Origin of the sequence: Rathayibacter sp. VKM Ac-2926 (assembly GCF_022815565.1) — a bacterium.
GTDB classification, from domain to species: Bacteria; Actinomycetota; Actinomycetes; order Actinomycetales; family Microbacteriaceae; genus Rathayibacter; species Rathayibacter festucae.
In genome coordinates this window covers 15244-33278 of record NZ_JALGRS010000008.1, presented here as the reverse complement: position 1 = coordinate 33278, position 18035 = coordinate 15244, and the positions used below count along the sequence as shown (strand labels likewise).

Here is an 18035-nt window from a genome sequence, read left to right as displayed (position 1 = left end):
TCGGTCCGAGAGCGATGGTGAGCCACCCCGATCGGGGCAGCCCACCAGTATACGGCCGCACGCGGCCGAGAACGCCGGGCGGTCTAGACCCGCAGGTACCGCGCGATCGCCACGTTGGCCGAGATCGCCGCGAGGACGATCCCCACCACGATCAGGATCGGCACCACGATCAGCGCGTCGTCGACGCCCACGAACGACGTCAGCGGGATCCGGTACGCGAGGAACCCCTGCACGAAGAAGACCACGATCGCCACGACCGCGACCCCCGCGAGGATCGAGCCGAGCAGCGCCGCGAAGACGCCCTCGAGGATGAAGGGGGTCTGGATGAACCGGTTCGAGGCGCCCACGAGCCGCATGATGCCCAGCTCCCGTCTCCTCGAGAACGCCGACAATCGGATCGTCGTCGCGATCAGCAGCACCGCCGCCACGAGCATCAGCACCGCGATGCCGATGGCCGTGTAGCTGGCCGCGTTGAGGATCGAGAAGATCTGGTCGAGGTACTGCTTCTGATCCGTGACGCTCTCGACCCCCGAGACGCTGGACAGGCTCTCCACGAGCACGTCCGACTGCGTCGGGTCCTTCAGGTTGATCCAGAAGGTCTGGTTGAGCAGGTCGGGAGTGACGTACTCGGCGACCGGGTTCCCGGCGAACTGCTCCTGGAAGTTCGCGTAGGCCTGGTCGTGGTCCTCGAAGTAGGAGCGGTCGATGTAGGGGGCGAGCGTCGCGCCCGCGAGCTGCGACTCGACGGTGTCGATCTGCTCCTGCGTCGCGTCGGAGCCGCTGCAGTTCGAGCCGCCGGAGGTGGCGGTGCACATGTACACCGCGACCTGGGCCTTGTCGTACCAGAAGTTCTTCATCTGGCCGATCTGCATCTGCAGCAGGATCGCGGTGCCGACGAAGGTGAGCGAGATGAAGGTCACCAGGATCACCGAGACGACCATGGAGACGTTGCGCCGGAGGCCGCTCGAGACCTCCGACCAGATCAGTGCGTATCTCACTTGACGGGTCCTACATCCTGCTGGTCGTCCCCGGACTCGTCGCCCTCGCCCGCGTGGGCGCGCAGCCCCAGGCGGGCCGCGAGCGACTCCTCGGGGAGGGCCCCGGTGTCGGCGGGGAGGTAGATCGGGCCGGTCTGGCTCTGCAGCTCGACCACGCGCGGCGAGGCGGGCGCCTCGGTCGGGGCGGGCGGCGGCGGCGGGACGACCGGGTTCGACTGGGTGGTGGGACGCGCCGGAGCGACGTGGGTCTCGGGTGCGGCGGCCGAGCGGCGGCCCTCCGGGACGCGGGGCTGCGGCGCGGTCTGCTGCAGGCGCGGGCGCGCGAACGCGGCGCCGTGCTCGGGGAGCTCCGGCGCGGCGGCGGCGGGCGCCGGGGCACGGCGCAGGTCGACCTCCGGGACCTCGGCGGGCGCGAGCGCGCTCTCGGTGATCACGGGGTTGGCGATCGAGGACGTGGTGGTCGGGTGGTCGTCGGCCGCGACCACCACGACGCCGTCGTGCACGACGGTGATGCTCTCGGTCTGGCCGTACCCGCCCCGTCTCTCGTCGCGGACGATGCTGCCCGCCGAGAGCTCGATGACGCGGCGCTTCATCTGGTCGACGATGCCGGCCTCGTGGGTGGCCATGATCACGGTCGTGCCGCCGGCGTTGATCCGCTCGAGCAGCGCCATGATGCCGGCGCTGGTCGTCGGGTCGAGGTTTCCGGTCGGCTCGTCGGCGAGGAGGACCGCGGGCTTGTTGACGACGGCGCGGGCGATGGCCACGCGCTGCTGCTCGCCGCCGGAGAGCTCGTGCGGCAGGCGCGCGGCCTTGCCGGCGAGGCCCACCATCTTGAGCGTGTCGGGGACCGCCTCCTGGATGTAGCCCTTCGACTTGCCGATCACCTGGAGGCTGAAGGCGACGTTGTCGAAGACCGACTTGTTCGGGAGGAGCCGGAAGTCCTGGAACACCACGCCCATGTTGCGGCGGAAGTAGGGGACCTTGCGGCTCGAGATCTTGCCCAGGTTCTGCCCGAGCACGTGGATCGAGCCGGAGGAGGGCCGCTCCTCCTTGAGGATCAGGCGGAGGCAGCTGGACTTGCCGGACCCGGAGGCGCCGACGAGGAAGACGAACTCGCCCCGGAGGATCTCGAGATCGATGGCGTTGAGGGCGGGTCTCGTGCCACCCCGATACTGCTTGGAGACGTTGTCGAAGCGAATCATGTCGGTACGAGGGTAAGCGACGATCCCGGAGAGTGACCCGTCCGGCCGCCCGGCGCGCCGAGCGGCCGGCCCTTCGGCGGACCCGACCTGGGAGTCAGACGCCTCGCGACTCCCCCGGCCGCCGCACCAGAGCGACGACGAGGGAGCCCGCGGAGACGGTCGCGCAGGCGAGAAGAGCGATCGCGAGAGCCGACGACGCCCTCTGCGCCTCGGGAGTCGGCATCGACGTCGCCGGCTCCGTCCCGACGCCGACGAGCGACAGCCCGACGAGGAGGCAGACCGCCGCCGCGGCCGCCGTCGTCGCGATCACGGGGGCTGCGCTCCCCCCGCGCTCGGCACCCCAGGCCCGTCCGAGCAGCGCGGCGGCTCCGAGCAGCAGCAGACTGGCGAGCGCCGACGCCACCGCGAAGCCGACCCGCCATCCCTCGTCCGGCACGGCGTCGAACGCACCGGTCCGGTTGCCGATGACGGACGCGACGACGAACGCGGCCGCCGCCGCACCGAGCGCAGCGAGCCCGAGGAGAACGAGCCCCACCGGGCGCTCGGCCGGAGTGCCCCCGGGGGTCTCCCCGCCGGTCCGCTCAGCGGCGGGCCGACGGGGAGGCGTGCTCACCGGCGATCGGCGGAGGTGGCGTCTCCCGGATCGCCGTCGACCGCCCCGGTCGGAACGACGCGAGCGGCGGCGTCGACGACGGCAGCGGCGTCCGCGACGGAACCGCCCGCGACGACGGCGCCCGTCTCCTCGGAGGGCAGCGCGACGTCGCCCGCCACGGTGAGGGACGCCCACTCGTCCTCGAGGACCAGCGCGAACAGCTCGGTGCCGTCGAACAGCGCGGCTCCGTCGACTCGGAGCCCGGCGCCGGTGACCGCTCCCGCAGAGGCACCCCCGACGACGTCCGCTGCTCGGGCGGGAGCGAGCGGGTTCGCGGGGGTCTCTCCGAGTCGCAGCGCGATGTCGTCCCCGAGGGCGTCGGAGAGCGACGTCTCGGAGGACAGCGGGAGGCCGGCGATCGGCTGGTCCGCCTGTGCCGGAGCGGCTGCCGCGAGGGCGAGCACGGCGCCGGCCCCGGCAGCGATCAGGAGAGAAGTCTTCGACATGGTTCCACCTTTCTTGAGAGAGTCTCGGATCGAGACGTTCTCAGGGTAGAACCGGTCGACGCTCAGGCTCTTCCGGGTTCGCGGAACGTCGGCTCCGCCTCGCGCCCGTGCTCCAGTGGGGTTCCCGGGCGCAGGGGGCCGGCCCGGCTCGCGCCGTGCCGCCGCCGGTCAGGCGGACTTGCGCCAGCGGATGCCCGCGGCGATGAAGCCGTCGAGGTCGCCGTCGAAGACGTGCGAGGGGTTGCCGACCTCGTGGTCGGTGCGGAGGTCCTTGACCATCTGGTACGGCGCGAGGACGTAGCTGCGCATCTGGTCGCCCCAGCTCGCCGTGATGTTGCCGGCCAGCTCCTTCTTGGTCGCGGCCTCCTGCTCCTTCTGCAGCAGCAGCAGGCGCGACTGCAGCACGCGCATGGCGGCCGCGCGGTTCTGGATCTGGCTCTTCTCGTTCTGCATCGAGACGACGAGGCCGGTGGGGAGGTGGGTCAGGCGCACCGCGGAGTCGGTCGTGTTGACCGACTGGCCGCCGGGGCCGGAGGAGCGGAAGACGTCGACGCGGATGTCGTTGTCCGGGATCTCGATCGCACCGGCCTCCTCCATCAGCGGGATGACCTCGACCGCGGCGAAGGACGTCTGGCGCTTGCCCGCGGCGCCGAAGGGGCTCATCCGCACGAGGCGGTGGGTGCCGGCCTCGACGGAGAGGGTGCCGAAGGCGTAGGGCGCGTCGATCTGGAAGGTGGCGGACTTGATGCCGGCCTCCTCCGCGTAGCTCGCGTCCATCACGGTCGCGGGGTACTTGTGCTTCTCGGCCCAGCGGAGGTACATCCGCATCAGCATCTCGGCGAAGTCGGAGGCGTCGACGCCGCCGGCTCCCGCGCGGATGGTGATGACGGCGGGGCGGTCGTCGTACTCGCCGTCGAGGAGGGTCTGCACCTCGAGCTCGCCCATGGTCTTCTGCAGGGCGTCGAGCTCGGCGATCGCCTCCTGCTCGGACTCGGCATCGTCGGCCTCGTTGGCCATCTCGACCAGGACCTCGAGGTCGTCGAGGCGCCGCTCGATCGCGGTGATCCGGGCGAGCTCGGACTGGCGGTGGCTCAGCGCGCTGGTCACCTTCTGCGCGTTGTCGGTGTCGTCCCAGAGGTCGGGGACGCCCGCCTGCTCGTTCAGCTCCTCGATCTTCGCGCGGAGCTCGTCGACGTCGATGACGGCGAGGATGTCGGAGAAGGTGGAGCGGAGAGCAGTGATCTGCTCGGTGAAGTCGTTGTCCAGCATGGTGGCTCCAGACTACCGGGGGCACCGGGGGTCACCGCGGGCGGCCGCCCGGGCGGCGCTTAGGATGGGGCTGATGAGCAGCACCGCCGAGCGCCCCTTCCCCGTCGGGCCCCTCCTGCTCTCGACCTTCCTGCCGACGCTGCTCTTCTCGGTCGGCGAGGGCGCGATCATCCCCCTCCTCCCCGCCGTCGCCGGCGACCTCGGGGCGACGCTGGCGATCGCCGGCCTCGTCGCGGGAATGATCATGATCGGCGAGCTCGCGGGCGACATCCCGAGCGGCTGGATCGTCTCGCGGATCGGCGAGCGCGGCGCGATGCTCGGCGCCTCGGCCGCCTCGATCCTCGGCCTGGTGATCTGCCTCGTCTCCACCTCGTGGGTGACGCTGACCGTGGGTGTCTTCCTGATCGGCCTCGCGACAGCGGTCTTCGCGCTCGCCCGGCACGCCTTCATGACCTCGTTCGTGCCGATCAGCCACCGGGCCCGGGCGCTGTCCTCGCTCGCGGGGGTGTTCCGCGCGGGCTGGCTGATCGGCCCGTTCCTCGCCGCGGGGGTCGTGCACCTCAGCGGCTCGGTCGAGTCGATCTTCTGGGTGCACATCGCCTGCTGCGTGGCCGCGGTGGTCGTGCTGCTGCTCGTGCCGGACCCGGCGACGGTGCTGCGCCGCGCGGCGGCCGCCTCCGCCGCCGCCGACCCCGTGCTCGACGCCGCCGCCGAGGCCGCGGCTGTGCCGGAGTCCTCCCCCGGCCTGGTCCGCACCCTCCGCGCGCACCGCGGCGTGCTCGCGCGGATGGGCTCCGGCGCCGCCGTGATCGGCGCCCTGCGCGCGAGCCGGACGCTGATCCTCCCGCTCTGGGCGGTCAGCCTCGGCCTCGCCGAGACCGACACCGCGATCATCATCGGCATCGCCGGGGCCCTCGACTTCGCCCTCTTCTACGCGGGCGGGCAGGTGATGGACCGCTTCGGCCGCGGGGCCACGGCGATCCCGTCGATGATCGGCCTGGGGGTCGGGCACCTGCTGCTGGTGGCGACGCTCCTCGCCGCCGACCCGGTGCCCTGGTTCATCGCGGTGGCCTGCGTCCTCGCGGTGGCGAACGGGATCGGCTCGGGCATCCTGATGACGATCGCCGCGGATCTCGCGCCGCCGAAGGATCCCGCGCCCTTCCTCGGCGCGTTCCGCTTCACCGGCGACGCGGGCAATGCGGCGGCGCCGATCGCGGTGTCCGCGCTCACCGCGGCGGTCTCGCTGCCGTTCGCTGCGGGAGCGATGGGCGTGCTCGGGCTGGCCGGTGCCGCCGCGCTCTCGCGCTGGATCCCGCGGTACCTGCCGCACCGGCGCCCGCGCACCTGACCCGCAGCGCGCCTGGCGGCCAGGCGGTCTCCGCGCGGGCCCCTGCTCGCGCTCCCCTCCTACACTGGAGCGCGCACGCGGGAGTGGTGGAATGGCAGACACGCAGGATTTAGGTTCCTGTGCCGAGAGGCATGTGGGTTCGAGTCCCACCTTCCGCACCAGGGGCGACCGGAGCGACCGGCGTGGCACGCCACCTTCGGGGGCCGCCCCGGCCGTCTTCCCGGTTTCGCCGGTACAGTGAGCGCGGTCGAGCCGCCGCAGACCGAGGATCGGCTGCGGCGTCGGCCGGCCGCACGGCACTGATCGACTGGAGAACCGTTGAACCACGCCGCCCTGGTCCCCTGGCTGGACCCCGGAACAATCCTCGAGCAGGCGGGACCGTGGGGCGTTCTCGTAGTCTGCCTGATCGTCTTCGCCGAGACCGGCCTGCTGATCGGCTTCCTCTTCCCGGGTGACACTCTCCTCATCATCACGGGACTCCTTGCGCATGAGAACGCGGCCGGAAATGGTCTGGGCATGCCTATCTGGCTGATCTGCCTCGCGATCGGCTTCTCGGCGTTCGTCGGCGGCGAGGTCGGCTACCTGATCGGGCACAAGGCCGGGCCGCGCATCTTCGAGCGCAAGGAATCCGGCTTTTTCAGCATCGAGAACGTCAAGCGCACCAACGCCTTCTTCGAGCGCTTCGGCGGCCTCGCCGTGATCCTCGCGCGATTCGTGCCGATCGTCCGCACCTTCGCGCCGATCGCCGCCGGCGTCGCCCACATGAACTACCGCAAGTACAGCCTCTACAACCTCATCGGCGCGCTCATCTGGGGCAGCGGCGTGACGCTGATCGGCTGGCTGCTGGCCTTCATCCCGCCCGTCGCCGCCTTCGTCTCGCACTACATCGACGTGATCCTGATCGGCGCCGTGGCCCTCGCGATCATCCCGACGGTGTTCCACTTCCTCCAGCAGCGCCGCAAGGCCCGCCTCGCGGCCGACAAGGAGACCGACGCGTCGGAGGCGAGCGCCCTCGTCCTCGACCCCACCGCCGTCGACGACAAGCACCGCAAGCACTGACCGATCCCGCGAGATGCCACTTGTGCACACTCGACACGGCGTGTCGCGTGCACAAGTGGCATCTCGCGGTCGGGAGGCTGCGCCCCCGATCAGGGCAGGGTGGTCGCCAGGGCCGCCAGTTCGGCTCGGAGGGCGGTGAAGGCCCGGGCGCGGTGGCTGCGGGCGTTCTTCTCGGCGGGGGCGATCTCGGCGGCCGAGAGGGCCGAGTCGGCGGGGACGAAGACCGGGTCGTAGCCGTGGCCGTTCGTGCCGCGCGGACCGGCGGCGATGGCGCCGTCCCAGCGGCCCTCGACCACGATCTCCCGGCCGCCGGGCAGGACCGACTCGGGGACGACCAGCGCGATCGTGCAGACGAAGTGCGCGCCGCGGTGCTCCGGCTTCACATCGGCCAGCTGCGCGAGCAGCAGCTCGTGGTTCGCGACCGCGTCGTGCGGGCGGCCCGACCAGCGGGCCGAGAAGATGCCCGGCGAGCCGCCGAGCACGTCGACGCAGAGGCCGGAGTCGTCGGCGAGCGCGACGAGGCCGGTGTGCGCCGCCGCGGCCCGCGCCTTGATCAGCGCGTTCTCGGTGAAGGTGACGCCGTCCTCGACCGGCTCCGGCCCGTCGTAGGCGCGGACGCCGACGCCCGGCAGCGCGCCGGCCAGCATCGCCCGGAACTCCTCGACCTTGCCCGCGTTGTGGGTGGCGAGGACGAGGTCGAGGCTCACGCGTCCCGCCCCGCGGCGAGCGCCTCGGTCTGGAAGCGGGCCAGGTCGGCCGCGCCGCCGACCGCGAGATCGAGCAGCGCGTCGAGCTCGCGGCGGTCGAAGGGGGCGCCCTCGGCGGTGCCCTGCACCTCGACGAAGAGGCCGCGGCCGGTGACGACGACGTTCATGTCGGTCTCCGCGCGCACGTCCTCGACGTACGCGAGGTCGAGCATCGGGACGCCGTCGATGATGCCGACGGAGACCGCCGACAGGCTGTCGATCAGCGGCTGCGCCTTCTGGCCGACGTACTTCTTGCCGCGGGCCCATTCGATCGCGTCGACCATCGCCACGTACGCGCCGGTGATCGCCGCGGTGCGGGTGCCGCCGTCCGCCTGGAGGACGTCGCAGTCGATCACGATCGTGTTCTCGCCGAGCGCCTTCGTGTCGACGACCGCGCGGAGGCTCCGGCCGATCAGCCGGGAGATCTCGTGGGTGCGCCCGCCGACCTTGCCCTTGACGGCCTCGCGGTCCATCCGGGAGTTGGTGGCGCGGGGCAGCATCGCGTACTCCGCGGTGACCCAGCCCTTGCCCTTGCCCTGCAGCCAGCGCGGGACGCCGTTGGTGAAGGACGCAGTGCAGAGCACCCTGGTGTTCCCGTAGGAGATCAGCGCCGAGCCCTCGGCCTGGGTGCTCCAGCCGCGCTCGATGGTGATCGCGCGCAGCTCGTCGGGCGCGCGGCCGTCCTTGCGCTTGACGGTCGGCTGGGCGGCGGTGCTGTCGGTCACTCGGGTCTCCCTGGAGTCGTGCGGCGCGCGGCCCGGTCGAGCTCGCGCAGGTTGATCGTGCCGGTCTCGACGAGGTCGACGCTCGAGACCTCGGGGCCGAGGAAGCGCCGGGCGAGGCGGACGAAGTCGCTCGAGCCGGTCTCCTCCCAGCGGTAGGTCGGCGGGGCGGCGGCGGTGCGCTGCAGGCCGTGCGCCACCAGCGTGCGGTAGACGTCGAGGGCGGTCTCCTCGGCGCTCGAGACCAGCCGGACGTCGGGCCCCATCACGTAGGCGATGGCGCCGCGCAGCAGCGGGTAATGCGTGCAGCCGAGCACGAGGGTGTCGACGCCCGCCTGCTTCAGCGGCGCGAGGTACTCCTCGGCGAGCGCCAGCAGCTCGTCGCTCCAGGTGACGCCGGCCTCGACGAACTCGACGAAGCGCGGGCAGGCGGCGGTGACCAGCTCGAGGTCCGGTGCGGCGACGAAGGCGTCGTCGTAGGCGCGCGAGCGGATCGTGCCGACGGTGCCGATCACGCCGACGCGGCGGTTGCGGGTGTCGCGGACGGCGCTGCGGACGGCGGGCTGGATGACCTCGATCACCGGGATGCCGCGGCCGATCGTGTAGCGCTCGCGCGCGTCCCGCATCATCGCGGCCGAGGCGGTGTTGCAGGCGATCACCAGCAGCTTCGCGCCCTGGTCGACCAGCGTGTCCAGGGTGTCGAGGGCGTAGGCGCGGACGTCGGCGAGGGGCTTGGGCCCGTAGGGCGAGTGCGCGGTGTCGCCGAGGTAGACGATCGACTCGTTCTGCAGCTGGTCGATCACGGCGCGGGCGACGGTGAGTCCGCCGACGCCGGAGTCGAAGATGCCGAGGGGTGCGTCCGTCACGGAGGAAGAGCCTACCCGCGCCCGGGGAGGGTGCCTCGTGCAGGGAACGGTGCATGGAACACTGGTCGGATGGATGCCACGTCCTTCCTCACCGACCGCTACGAGCTGACGATGGTCGAGGGCGCTCTCGGCAGCGGCACCGCCGACCGGCGCTGCATGTTCGAGGTGTTCGCCCGCAGCCTCCCGCCGGGGCGCCGCTACGGGATCCTCGCCGGCACCGGCCGCCTGCTCGAGCTGATCTCGCGCTTCCGCTTCGGCGACGCCGAGCTCGACTGGCTGCGGGAGAACCGCGTCGTCGACGCGCGCACCCTGGACTGGCTGGCCGACTACCGCTTCCAGGGCGACATGTGGGGCTACCGCGAGGGCGAGGTCTACCTCCCCGGCTCCCCCGTGCTGATCGTCGAGGCGCCCTTCGCCGAGGGCGTGCTGCTCGAGACGCTGGTGCTGAGCGTGCTCAACCACGACAGCGCCGTGGCGAGCGCCGCGGCCCGGATGGTCTCCGCCGCCGACGGCCGCCCGCTGGCGGAGATGGGCTCCCGCCGGGCCGGCGAGCGCTCGGCGGTCGCCGCCGCGCGCGCCGCGCACATCGCCGGCTTCGGCGCCACCTCGAACCTCGAGGCGGGCCGCAGCTGGGGCGTGCCGACGATGGGCACCTCCGCGCACGCGTTCACGCTGCTGCACGACTCCGAGGAGGACGCCTTCCGCGCGCAGGTCGCCGCGCTCGGGCCGGGCACGACCCTCCTCGTCGACACCTACGACGTCACCGCCGCGGTGGACCTCGCGGTCCGCGTCGCGGGCACCTCGCTCGGCGCCGTGCGGATCGACTCGGGCGACCTCCCCCAGCAGGTCGCCGCCGTCCGCGCGCAGCTGGACGGGCTCGGCGCCACCGGCGCCAGGATCACCGTCACGAACGACCTGGACGAGTACGGCATCGCGGCGCTGGCCGCCTCCCCCGTCGATTCCTACGGCGTGGGCACCTCGGTCGCGACCGGCTCCGGCCACCCCACCGCGGGCATGGTCTACAAGCTGGTCGCGCACGAGGACGACGCGGGCGAGTGGGTCTCGGTCGCCAAGAAGTCGGCGGCGAAGGCCTCCATCGGCGGACGCAAGTCCGCGGGGCGGCGCCTGACCGAGGACGGCATCGCCGTCGAGGAGGTCGTGCACGTCGGTGCCGGGCCCGAGGGCGCGGTCGGCGAGGACGAGCGCGCACTGCTGGTGCCGCTGATCGAGGACGGCCGGATCCGCGAGGAGCACCTCGGTGCGACGGGTGTCGTCGCCGCGCGCGAGCACCGGGCGAACGCCGTGATCGAGCTGCCGCAGGACGCGCTGCGCCTCGGCCGCGGCGACCCGGTGATCCCGACCCGCTACGCCTGAGCGGAACGGTCCCGGAGCGGAACGGACCCGGAGCGGGGCGGACCCGGAGTGGGGCGGGCCCGGCTCCCGAGGGGGCCTGGCCGCGCGCCCTACTTCATCCGGGCGTAGATCTCCTTGCAGGAGGGGCAGACGGGGAACTTCTCCGGGTCGCGGCCCGGCAGCCACTTCTTGCCGCAGAGGGCGCGGACGGGCTTGCCGGTCATCGCGCTCTCGAGGATCTTGTCCTTCGGCACGTAGTGGGAGAAGCGCTCGTGGTCGCCCGGCTCGATCGTCTCCTGGTTGAGGAGCTCCTCGAGTTCGCGGTCGAGGGTGGCGGTTCCTCCGCCTCCCTCGAGGGGGTCGGTGCTGCTGTTCTCGAAACGGGACGTCATGCCTCCGATCCTACGCTCGGAGCCCGGGAGCGGGCGGGGCTCCGTCAGGCTCAGTAGCGGCTGGTGAACGAGACCAGCTCGGCCGCGCGGTGGTCGAAGAGGAAGCCGCCGAGCAGCACGCCGAGGGCGAAGACGCCGACCGCGCTGCCGAGGCCCGCGAGGATCGCCTGGTCCCGGTCGCCCTCGAAGAACAGGGTCTGCACCGCCAGCACGACGGCCGGCGCCGACAGCAGCAGCCCGAGGCCGAAGGCGAGCGCCTGCGAGCCGGCTCCGCTCGCTCCCGGTGCCTGCGGCTGGACGAAGGCGCTGTCGCCGGGACGCGGCGCCGGGTAGGCGAGCCGCGCGGAGAGGGCGCTCGCGACCCCCGCGGGCACCAGGAGCAGCGCGGCGTTCACCGCGAGCAGGACCGGCAGCGCATCGTCGAGGCCGGAGGTGGCGCTGCTGACGAGCGAGCCGAGCACGACGACCGGCAGGCCGAGCAGCAGCGTCGGGAAGGCGCGGCCGAGCCGGTCCGACCAGCCGCGCACCCCGGCGGCGGCGTGCAGCCAGAAGGCCGAGCCGTCGTAGGCGACGTCGTTGTGCAGGAACCAGCCGAGGAACAGCGCGACGAGCGGGACGGGCAGCAGCGAGAGCAGCGGGAACGGCACGCCCACCAGGGCCAGCAGCACCACGGCGAGCACCGGGAGCAGCGGAACCGCGACGAGCGACGCCTGGTAGCGGGGGTCCCGGAGCCAGTAGGTCGTGCTGCGCGCGGCGATGGCACCGGTGCGGCTGCCGCCGAGGACGTCGAACCAGCCCAGGCGGAGTCCGCGCGGCGGCCGGGAGGTGCGCTCGGGGCGGACGGTCAGCGCGCGGACGACCAGCCACCAGAGCGCCCCGGCGACGACGAGGGTGAGCAGCGCGGTCAGCAGCGGGCCGGCGACCGCCCCGGAGGCCGCGCTCGGCGCGATCGCCCAGGCGGCGCCGAAGGGGGTCGGCGCGAGGACGGCGGCGAGCCGCTCCAGCGCCTCGGAGCCCTCGCCGCCCCAGTCGAGTCCGGTGGTCAGCACGAGCGCGACCGGCGCGGTCAGCAGGAGGACGAGGCCGAGCACCGCGAGCAGCTCCCGCGCCGTGCGGGAGGGCACCAGCGCCGACGAGGCGGCGAGGCCGATCCGGCCCAGCAGCGCCGCGGTGAGGACGCCGAGCAGCGGACCGATCACGGCCAGGAGGCCGGCGGCGGGGAACAGCCGGATCGTCGCCGCGCCGAGGACGACGAGCGCGAGCACGGGGAGGGAGACGAGCCCGGCCAGCGCGAGGGCGGCCGCGAGCCGGCCGCTCGGGAAGCCGAAGAGCCGGAACGCCCGCGGGTCCATCGGATCCTTCGGCCCGAGCAGGAACGGGAGCACCAGGAAGCCGAGCGTGACGACCGCTCCCCCGGCGACGACGGCGTCGTCCGCGAGCCAGGAGCCGGGCTCGAGCGTGCCGAGACCGGACAGGAGCGCGGCGGTCGCCACGACGACGACGAGCACTCCGAGCAGGGCGCCGCCCGTGTGCCGCGCGCCCGAGCGGAAGGCGCCGAGCAGGACGTCGAGCCTCAGCCGGAGAAGTCGTGCAGCCACTGCAGCCCCTCGGCGATCTGCTTGCCGCCCGCGAGCTCGAGGAAGCGCTCCTCGAGCGTCGCGGTGCCGGCGACCTCCTCGACGGACCCGGCGGCGAGGACCTTGCCGCCCACGATCACGGCGACGTCGTCGCAGACGCGCTCGATGAAGTCGAGGCCGTGGCTGGAGAGCACGACGGTGCCGCCGCCCGCGACGAAGCGGCGCAGGACGGTGATCACGGCCGCGGAGGAGACCGGGTCGACCGACTCGAACGGCTCGTCGAGCACCAGGACGCGGGGCGCGTGGATCATGGCGCCGGCGAGCGCGACCTTCTTGGCCATGCCGGCCGAGTAGTCGGAGATCAGCCGCTCGAGCGCGTCGGTCAGTCCGAGCGCCTCGGCGAGCTCCACGGTGCGCTGCTTGGCGGTCTTCCGGTCGATCCCGCGCAGCGCGGCGGAGTAGTAGAGGAACTGCGCGCCGGTGAGGCGGTCGAACAGGCGCAGGCGGTCGGGCAGGACGCCGATCAGCGGCTTCGCAGTCCGCGGGTCCTTCCAGACGTCGACGCCGTGCACGAGCACGCGGCCGGTGTCGGGGCGGAGGAGCCCGGTCATCATCGACAGCGTCGTGGTCTTGCCCGCGCCGTTCGGACCGATGATCCCGTAGAAGGTGCCGGCGCGGACGGCGAGGTCGATGCGGTCGACCGCCACCGTGCGCCCGAAGGTGCGGGTGAGGGCGTGCAGCTCGAAGACGACGGGGTGCTCGGGGTCGGCGGGCTGGGCGTTCTCGGGCTTCGGCGAGGGGTCGGCCGTCCGCGCAGGAGCGGCCGGATCCGCGGTCTCCTTCGCGAACGATTCTGCGGGAGTCGGCGACTCGGCGGGCGGAGCGCCGTCGCGCTCGGATTCCTCGGCGTTCGTCGCGGACGTCATCCGGCTACGGTACCAAGTCGCTCCGGACGGGGACGGGGCGCGCCGGGCCCTGTGGAGAGGAGCCTGGGATCCGTCTCGCCGACACGGCTCCTGGCAACCCCTGGCCTTCGAAGGCGTGCACAGTACACTAAGTGGCGACCCAGGAAGCGATCAGGTCGCTGCACGCCGGTTAAGGATCGCTACGCGGCGGTGAACACATCGTTCCGCCGCGATCGACGCGAGGAGAACACATGACGAGCAAGCCCTTCCCGACCGCCCCCGCCGGCGACTCCACCGGTGCGCCCGCCTCCGTCGTCATCCTCGCCGCAGGCATGGGCAGCCGGCTCGGCCGCTCCCTGCCGAAGCCGCTGACGCCGCTGAGCGACGGCCGCACGATCATGCAGCAGCAGTTCGACAACATCCACCACGCCTTCGGCACGAAGGTGCCGGTGAGCATCGTCGTCGGCTACAAGCTCGAGCACATCATCGAGGCGTTCCCCTCGGCGACGTTCGTCTACAACGAGCAGTACGACCAGACCAACACCTCGAAGAGCCTCCTCCGCGCGCTGCAGGCCTCCGGCCAGGGCGGCGTGCTCTGGATGAACGGCGACGTCGTCTTCGACCCGCGCATCCTCGACCGCACCGCGGACCTCATCGCGAAGGACGCCTCCTTCGTCACCGTCAACACCGCGAAGGTGTCCGACGAGGAGGTCAAGTACACGACCAGCGCCGAGGGCTACATCGACGAGCTGTCCAAGACCGTCAAGCGCGGACTCGGCGAGGCCGTCGGGATCAACTACGTCTCGGCCGCGGACAAGCCGGCGCTCATCCGCCAGCTGGCCCGGGTCGACGCCCAGGACTACTTCGAGCGTGGAATAGAGTTGGCGATCGAGCAGGACAGACTGCTCGTCGAGCCGATGGACATCTCCGACCTCTACGCCGTCGAGGTGGACTTCGCCGAGGATCTCGAGCGGGCGAACCTCTTCGTCTGAGGCTCGCGTCTCGTCCGGCTCGATCCGAGCCGGTCGAGAGGAGTCGCCTGCCGTGAGCAGCCCCGCACGTGTCGACGCCGGTGCGACCGCCCTGCGTCCGCACCGCTCGCGGGCCTGGCGCTACCGGCACTCGCTCTGGCTGCTGACCAAGCGCGACCTCACGGTCCGGTACGCCACCAGCGCGCTCGGCTACGTGTGGTCGGTGCTCGACCCGCTGGTGATGTCGGGCATCTACTACTTCGTCTTCACCGTCGTCTTCAAGCGCACCGTCGGCGAGGACCCGTACATCGTCTTCCTGCTCGCGGGCCTGCTGCCGTGGATGTGGTTCAACCAGGCGACGTCGGATGCGACGCGCGCCTTCCTCCGCGAGGCGAAGCTCGTGCGCTCCACGTCGATCCCGCGCACCATCTGGGTCGGCCGGATCGTGCTGTCCAAGGGCATCGAGTTCGTGGCGAGTCTGCCGGTGCTCGTGCTCTTCGCGGTCGTCGCGGGAGCGGGAGTGACGCCGGCGATCCTGCTCTTCCCGCTCGCGATCCTGCTCCAGGGCGTGCTCACGCTCGGCGTGGGCCTGCTGGTCGCCCCGCTCGTCGTGTTCTTCCGCGACCTCGAGCGCGCGATCAAGCTGGTGCTGCGCTTCCTCTTCTACGCCTCGCCGATCATCTACTCGACGGCGAACCTGCCCGACGCGATCCGGCCGTGGGCCGCGCTGAACCCCCTCAGCGGGATCTTCGCGCTCTACCGCTCCACCTTCTTCGCGAGCGAGCTCGACCTGCCGCTCATCCTCACCTCCGTGCTGATCTCGTTCCTCGTGCTCGGTCTCGGCCTGATCGTCTTCCGCCGCTCCGAGCGCGCGGTGCTGAAGGAGCTGTGACCGTGTCCTCCGCTGACGAGCGCCCCGGCGGCGAGGCCCCTGTCGTGATCGAGTGCCGGGGTCTCGGGATCCGGTTCCGGCGGAACCGCCGCGGCCGTCGCTCCTTCAAGGACCTCTTCTCCCGCGGGACGCGACGCTCGCGACCCGGCGAGTTCTGGGCCCTGCGCGGGCTCGACGTCCGGGTGCACGCGGGCGAGGCGATCGGCGTCGTCGGCCGGAACGGCCAGGGCAAGTCGACGCTGCTGAAGCTCGTCGCCGGCGTCGTGCTGCCGGACGAGGGCGTGGTCGAGGTCCGCGGCGGGGTCGCTCCGCTGATCGAGATCACCGGCGGCTTCGTCGCCGACCTCAGCGTCCGGGAGAACGTCTACCTGACCGCGGGGCTGCACGGCATGTCCAAGCGCGAGGTCGACGACCGGTTCGACTCGATCATCGAGTTCGCCGAGATCGGCGACTTCCTGGACACCCCGTACAAGCACCTCTCCAGCGGGATGAAGGTGCGGATCGCCTTCTCGGTGGTGTCGCGGCTCGAGGAGCCGATCATCCTGGTCGACGAGGTGCTCGCGGTGGGCGACAAGGCGTTCCGCGAGAAGTGCTACGCCCGGATCGAGGAGCTGCTCGCGGCCGGCCGGACGCTCTTCTTCGTCTCGCACAACGAGCGCGACCTCCGTCGCTTCTGCACCCGCGGGCTCTACCTGGACAAGGGCGCGCTGGTGCTCGACGCACCGATCGATCAGGTTCTCGCCCGGTATTCTGAGGACTACGCGCCGAAAGCGCAGCCCGCCGCGGAGTGACCGGCAGTCCGAGCCGCACGGCCCGGAGCTCGCCGCGACAGCGCGACGCGCGGGACCTCACGACGCAGGAGTGCAGACATGTCCTCGAAGAAGGACCGCAAGGACCGCGACGAGCTCGAGCAGGCCGGCACCGCCGACGTCGAGAACGCGCAGCTGGCCCGGATCCTGGACCGCGTCCTCGCCGTCCAGCGGCCCGCGGTCCTCGCGAACATCCGGGCGCTGCGGCGTCGCCGGCCGAACGCGACTCCCGAGCAGCTGATCACCTCCCTCGAGCGCCAGTACCTCTCCAGCGTCGCCGCCGGCGGTGCGGCCATCGGAGCGACTGCGGTCGTCCCCGGGATCGGCACCGCCGCGTCCGTCGCGCTCTCCGGCGCCGGGGCGATCGGCTTCCTCGAGGCGAGCGCCCTCTTCGCGCAGTCGGTCACCGAGGTGCACGGCATCCGCCTCGAGGACCCGGACCGCGCCCGCGCCCTCGTGCTCACGCTGATGATGGGCTCCTCCGGCAGCGAGCTGGTGCGCCAGGTCGCCGGGCACGCGACCGGCACCAGCACCGGAATGAACCAGTACTGGGGCTCCGTGGTGACCAAGGGACTGCCGTCGTTCCTCGTGGGCGAGCTGGCCGACCGGGCCAAGAAGTCGTTCGCCAAGCACTTCCTCGCGCAGCAGGGCGCCGGGCTGGTCGGGCGGGCGATGCCGTTCGGGATCGGCGCCGCGCTGGGCGGCGTCGGCAACGCGATGCTCGGCCGCAAGGTCGTGCAGAGCGCGCGGGACGCGTTCGGTCCGGCCCCGCGCGAGTTCGGCAACACCTTCGTGCTCCCGCCGACGAAGGCGGAGCGGAAGGCGCTCGCGGCCGGTGCCGCGCCGCTCGAGCTGCACGTCCGCGACTACGGCGGCTCCGGCGAGAAGATCGCCCTGCTGCTGCACGGCCTCGGCACGGACTCGCGCGTCTGGTACGCCCTGGTGCCCACGCTGCACGAGCACGGCTACCGCGTCGTCGCGCCCGACCTCGCCGGGCACGGCGGCTCGCCGAAGTCGCCCGCCTACTCCGTCGGCCACTGGGCGGAGGACGTGCGCGCCTCGGTCCTGCAGTCGCCCGACCTGGTGATCGGGCACGGCCTCGGCGCCGTCGTCGCCGCGCGGCTCGCCCCGGAGTACCGCGCCGAGCGGCTGATCCTGCTCGACCCCGCCTTCTCCGACGCGAAGGGCCTCGCGCTGCGCCGCGGCGGCTCGATCGCGCACGTCGAGAAGGGCGACGCCGACGATCTGCGGCACCGCCACCCGATCTGGACCGACGAGCAGATCGAGCTCGACGTCTCGGCCCACGCACTGTGGGACCCGGAGTCCGCCTCCGGTCTGACGGCGCGCGGCGCGGCCGACGCCCCGGACGCCTTCCCGGTGCCGACGCTGGCCGTGCTGCCGGAGGACCCGCTCGGCCACTCCTCGCTCGGCGGCGTCCTCGCCGACCACGGCGCGGAGGTCCGCACGGTCCCCGGCGCCGGCGCCTCGATCCTCCGCGAGGACCGCGCGGCCCTCATCGCGGCCCTCGCCGACCGCCTCTAGCCCCGGCCACTGCGGAATCGAATCGCCAGGGCGATCCGATTCCCCGGGTCTCGATACGCCGCTGCGCGGCTACTCGACCAGCATGGAGGGCCGCCGACCGTTCAGCAGGTCGTCGAGCAGGTGCAGCATCCGCAGCCGGCGTAGCAGCAGGCGCAGGAAGCGCAGCAGCCGCGGCAGCCGAAGTCGCCGTCGCGTTCGCAGCAGCCGGAGGCGTGGCAGCCGCCACAGCATGCTGATCGAGTAGCGCCCGCAGGGCGCGTATCGAGATCCACCCACCGGACGACCT

At 72.4% G+C, this 18035-nt stretch carries 19 protein-coding genes and 1 tRNA gene; 8 read left to right on the top strand and 12 right to left on the bottom strand.

The genetic code is table 11. The annotated features are described in order from the left end of the window. Positions 1 to 83: 83 nt before the first annotated feature. The 5 genes from ftsX to prfB form a co-directional block, all read right to left on the bottom strand. Positions 84 to 998, bottom strand: a complete 915-nt coding sequence (ftsX, locus tag MT351_RS12390) for a permease-like cell division protein FtsX (protein WP_123737281.1) — start codon at positions 996 to 998, stop codon at positions 84 to 86. Next, positions 995 to 2200 carry a cell division ATP-binding protein FtsE gene (gene ftsE / locus MT351_RS12385; protein ID WP_132438499.1) on the bottom strand — a complete coding sequence of 402 codons (1206 nt, stop codon included), beginning with the start codon at positions 2198 to 2200 and terminating at the stop codon, positions 995 to 997. Before ftsE ends, ftsX begins: the two co-directional genes overlap by 4 nt. Before the next feature lie 94 nt (positions 2201 to 2294). Continuing rightward, positions 2295 to 2735, bottom strand: coding sequence for a hypothetical protein (locus MT351_RS12380; RefSeq protein ID WP_132438498.1), 441 nt, complete (start codon positions 2733 to 2735; stop codon positions 2295 to 2297). Between the two features lie 74 nt (positions 2736 to 2809). After that, positions 2810 to 3298, bottom strand: coding sequence for a hypothetical protein (locus tag MT351_RS12375; RefSeq protein WP_123737284.1), 489 nt, complete (start codon positions 3296 to 3298; stop codon positions 2810 to 2812). Between the two features lie 168 nt (positions 3299 to 3466). Continuing rightward, positions 3467 to 4567: a peptide chain release factor 2 gene (prfB, locus tag MT351_RS12370; RefSeq protein WP_123705075.1), complete on the bottom strand. Its 1101-nt coding sequence runs from the start codon at positions 4565 to 4567 to the stop codon at positions 3467 to 3469. Between the two features lie 73 nt (positions 4568 to 4640). Here prfB and MT351_RS12365 point away from each other — a divergent pair, with 73 nt between their 5' ends. The 3 genes from MT351_RS12365 to MT351_RS12355 all read left to right on the top strand — a co-directional run bounded on the left by MT351_RS12365 (position 4641) and on the right by MT351_RS12355 (position 6974). Continuing rightward, positions 4641 to 5915: an MFS transporter gene (locus MT351_RS12365; RefSeq protein ID WP_132438497.1), complete on the top strand. Its 1275-nt coding sequence runs from the start codon at positions 4641 to 4643 to the stop codon at positions 5913 to 5915. Positions 5916 to 5992: 77 nt separating this feature from the next. Next, positions 5993 to 6076 (top strand) — tRNA-Leu (locus MT351_RS12360). Between the two features lie 157 nt (positions 6077 to 6233). Then, positions 6234 to 6974, top strand: coding sequence for a DedA family protein (locus MT351_RS12355; RefSeq protein WP_132438496.1), 741 nt, complete (start codon positions 6234 to 6236; stop codon positions 6972 to 6974). 89 nt (positions 6975 to 7063) lie between these two features. Here the strand turns inward: MT351_RS12355 and rdgB are convergent, their stop codons facing one another. From rdgB to murI, 3 genes are read right to left on the bottom strand one after another with little or no spacing between them, the layout of a single operon-like run. Beyond that, complete coding sequence (gene rdgB / locus MT351_RS12350; protein WP_132438495.1) at positions 7064 to 7681, bottom strand: RdgB/HAM1 family non-canonical purine NTP pyrophosphatase; 618 nt, start codon at positions 7679 to 7681, stop codon at positions 7064 to 7066. Continuing rightward, the gene (gene rph, locus MT351_RS12345; protein WP_132438494.1) at positions 7678 to 8445 is read right to left on the bottom strand and encodes a ribonuclease PH; all 768 of its coding nucleotides are present in this window, start codon (positions 8443 to 8445) and stop codon (positions 7678 to 7680) included. Before rph ends, rdgB begins: the two co-directional genes overlap by 4 nt. Beyond that, the gene (gene murI / locus MT351_RS12340) at positions 8442 to 9308 is read right to left on the bottom strand and encodes a glutamate racemase (RefSeq protein ID WP_132438493.1); all 867 of its coding nucleotides are present in this window, start codon (positions 9306 to 9308) and stop codon (positions 8442 to 8444) included. The genes rph and murI overlap by 4 nt, the downstream gene beginning before the upstream one ends. Before the next feature lie 69 nt (positions 9309 to 9377). On the opposite strand from murI, the gene MT351_RS12335 reads away from it, so the two are divergent. After that, positions 9378 to 10682 (top strand): nicotinate phosphoribosyltransferase, encoded by a 1305-nt coding sequence (locus MT351_RS12335; RefSeq protein WP_243582323.1) that lies wholly within the window; start codon positions 9378 to 9380, stop codon positions 10680 to 10682. An 89-nt stretch (positions 10683 to 10771) separates the two neighbouring features. Here the strand turns inward: MT351_RS12335 and MT351_RS12330 are convergent, their stop codons facing one another. The 3 genes from MT351_RS12330 to MT351_RS12320 are packed head-to-tail and all read right to left on the bottom strand — an operon-like array spanning position 10772 to position 13556. Then, complete coding sequence (locus MT351_RS12330) at positions 10772 to 11053, bottom strand: DUF3039 domain-containing protein (protein WP_123448008.1); 282 nt, start codon at positions 11051 to 11053, stop codon at positions 10772 to 10774. Positions 11054 to 11103: 50 nt separating this feature from the next. Beyond that, positions 11104 to 12651: an ABC transporter permease gene (locus MT351_RS12325; RefSeq protein ID WP_243582322.1), complete on the bottom strand. Its 1548-nt coding sequence runs from the start codon at positions 12649 to 12651 to the stop codon at positions 11104 to 11106. Next, on the bottom strand, positions 12627 to 13556 hold the full coding sequence (locus tag MT351_RS12320) for an ABC transporter ATP-binding protein (protein ID WP_243582321.1): 930 nt from the start codon (positions 13554 to 13556) through the stop codon (positions 12627 to 12629). Before MT351_RS12320 ends, MT351_RS12325 begins: the two co-directional genes overlap by 25 nt. 230 nt (positions 13557 to 13786) lie before the next feature. Here MT351_RS12320 and MT351_RS12315 point away from each other — a divergent pair, with 230 nt between their 5' ends. The 4 genes from MT351_RS12315 (at position 13787) to MT351_RS12300 (ending at position 17749) form a co-directional block, all read left to right on the top strand. After that, complete coding sequence (locus tag MT351_RS12315) at positions 13787 to 14527, top strand: phosphocholine cytidylyltransferase family protein (RefSeq protein ID WP_279398309.1); 741 nt, start codon at positions 13787 to 13789, stop codon at positions 14525 to 14527. 52 nt (positions 14528 to 14579) lie between these two features. Next, positions 14580 to 15398 (top strand): ABC transporter permease, encoded by an 819-nt coding sequence (locus MT351_RS12310; protein ID WP_372487873.1) that lies wholly within the window; start codon positions 14580 to 14582, stop codon positions 15396 to 15398. 2 nt (positions 15399 to 15400) lie between these two features. Further along, entirely contained in the window at positions 15401 to 16189 is a 789-nt protein-coding gene (locus tag MT351_RS12305) for an ABC transporter ATP-binding protein (RefSeq protein ID WP_374204768.1), read from the top strand. Positions 16190 to 16267: 78 nt separating this feature from the next. Next, complete coding sequence (locus tag MT351_RS12300; RefSeq protein WP_243582320.1) at positions 16268 to 17749, top strand: alpha/beta fold hydrolase; 1482 nt, start codon at positions 16268 to 16270, stop codon at positions 17747 to 17749. A 69-nt stretch (positions 17750 to 17818) separates the two neighbouring features. On the opposite strand, the gene MT351_RS12295 is transcribed toward MT351_RS12300, so the two are convergent. Continuing rightward, entirely contained in the window at positions 17819 to 17980 is a 162-nt protein-coding gene (locus MT351_RS12295; RefSeq protein ID WP_243582319.1) for a hypothetical protein, read from the bottom strand. Positions 17981 to 18035: the final 55 nt, after the last annotated feature.

Bases quoted from the DNA above. Each gene is read 5' to 3' on its own strand.
- MT351_RS12375 (WP_123737284.1), bottom strand. From the start codon at position 3,298: ATGTCGAAGACTTCTCTCCTGATCGCTGCCGGGGCCGGCGCCGTGCTC.
- MT351_RS12365 (WP_132438497.1), top strand. From the start codon at position 4,641: ATGAGCAGCACCGCCGAGCGCCCCTTCCCCGTCGGGCCCCTCCTGCTC.
- ftsE (WP_132438499.1), bottom strand. From the start codon at position 2,200: ATGATTCGCTTCGACAACGTCTCCAAGCAGTATCGGGGTGGCACGAGA.
- MT351_RS12295 (WP_243582319.1), bottom strand. From the start codon at position 17,980: ATGCTGTGGCGGCTGCCACGCCTCCGGCTGCTGCGAACGCGACGGCGA.
- MT351_RS12320 (WP_243582321.1), bottom strand. From the start codon at position 13,556: ATGACGTCCGCGACGAACGCCGAGGAATCCGAGCGCGACGGCGCTCCG.
- MT351_RS12330 (WP_123448008.1), bottom strand. From the start codon at position 11,053: ATGACGTCCCGTTTCGAGAACAGCAGCACCGACCCCCTCGAGGGAGGC.
- MT351_RS12335 (WP_243582323.1), top strand. From the start codon at position 9,378: ATGGATGCCACGTCCTTCCTCACCGACCGCTACGAGCTGACGATGGTC.
- MT351_RS12315 (WP_279398309.1), top strand. From the start codon at position 13,787: ATGACGAGCAAGCCCTTCCCGACCGCCCCCGCCGGCGACTCCACCGGT.
- prfB (WP_123705075.1), bottom strand. From the start codon at position 4,567: ATGCTGGACAACGACTTCACCGAGCAGATCACTGCTCTCCGCTCCACC.
- MT351_RS12300 (WP_243582320.1), top strand. From the start codon at position 16,268: ATGTCCTCGAAGAAGGACCGCAAGGACCGCGACGAGCTCGAGCAGGCC.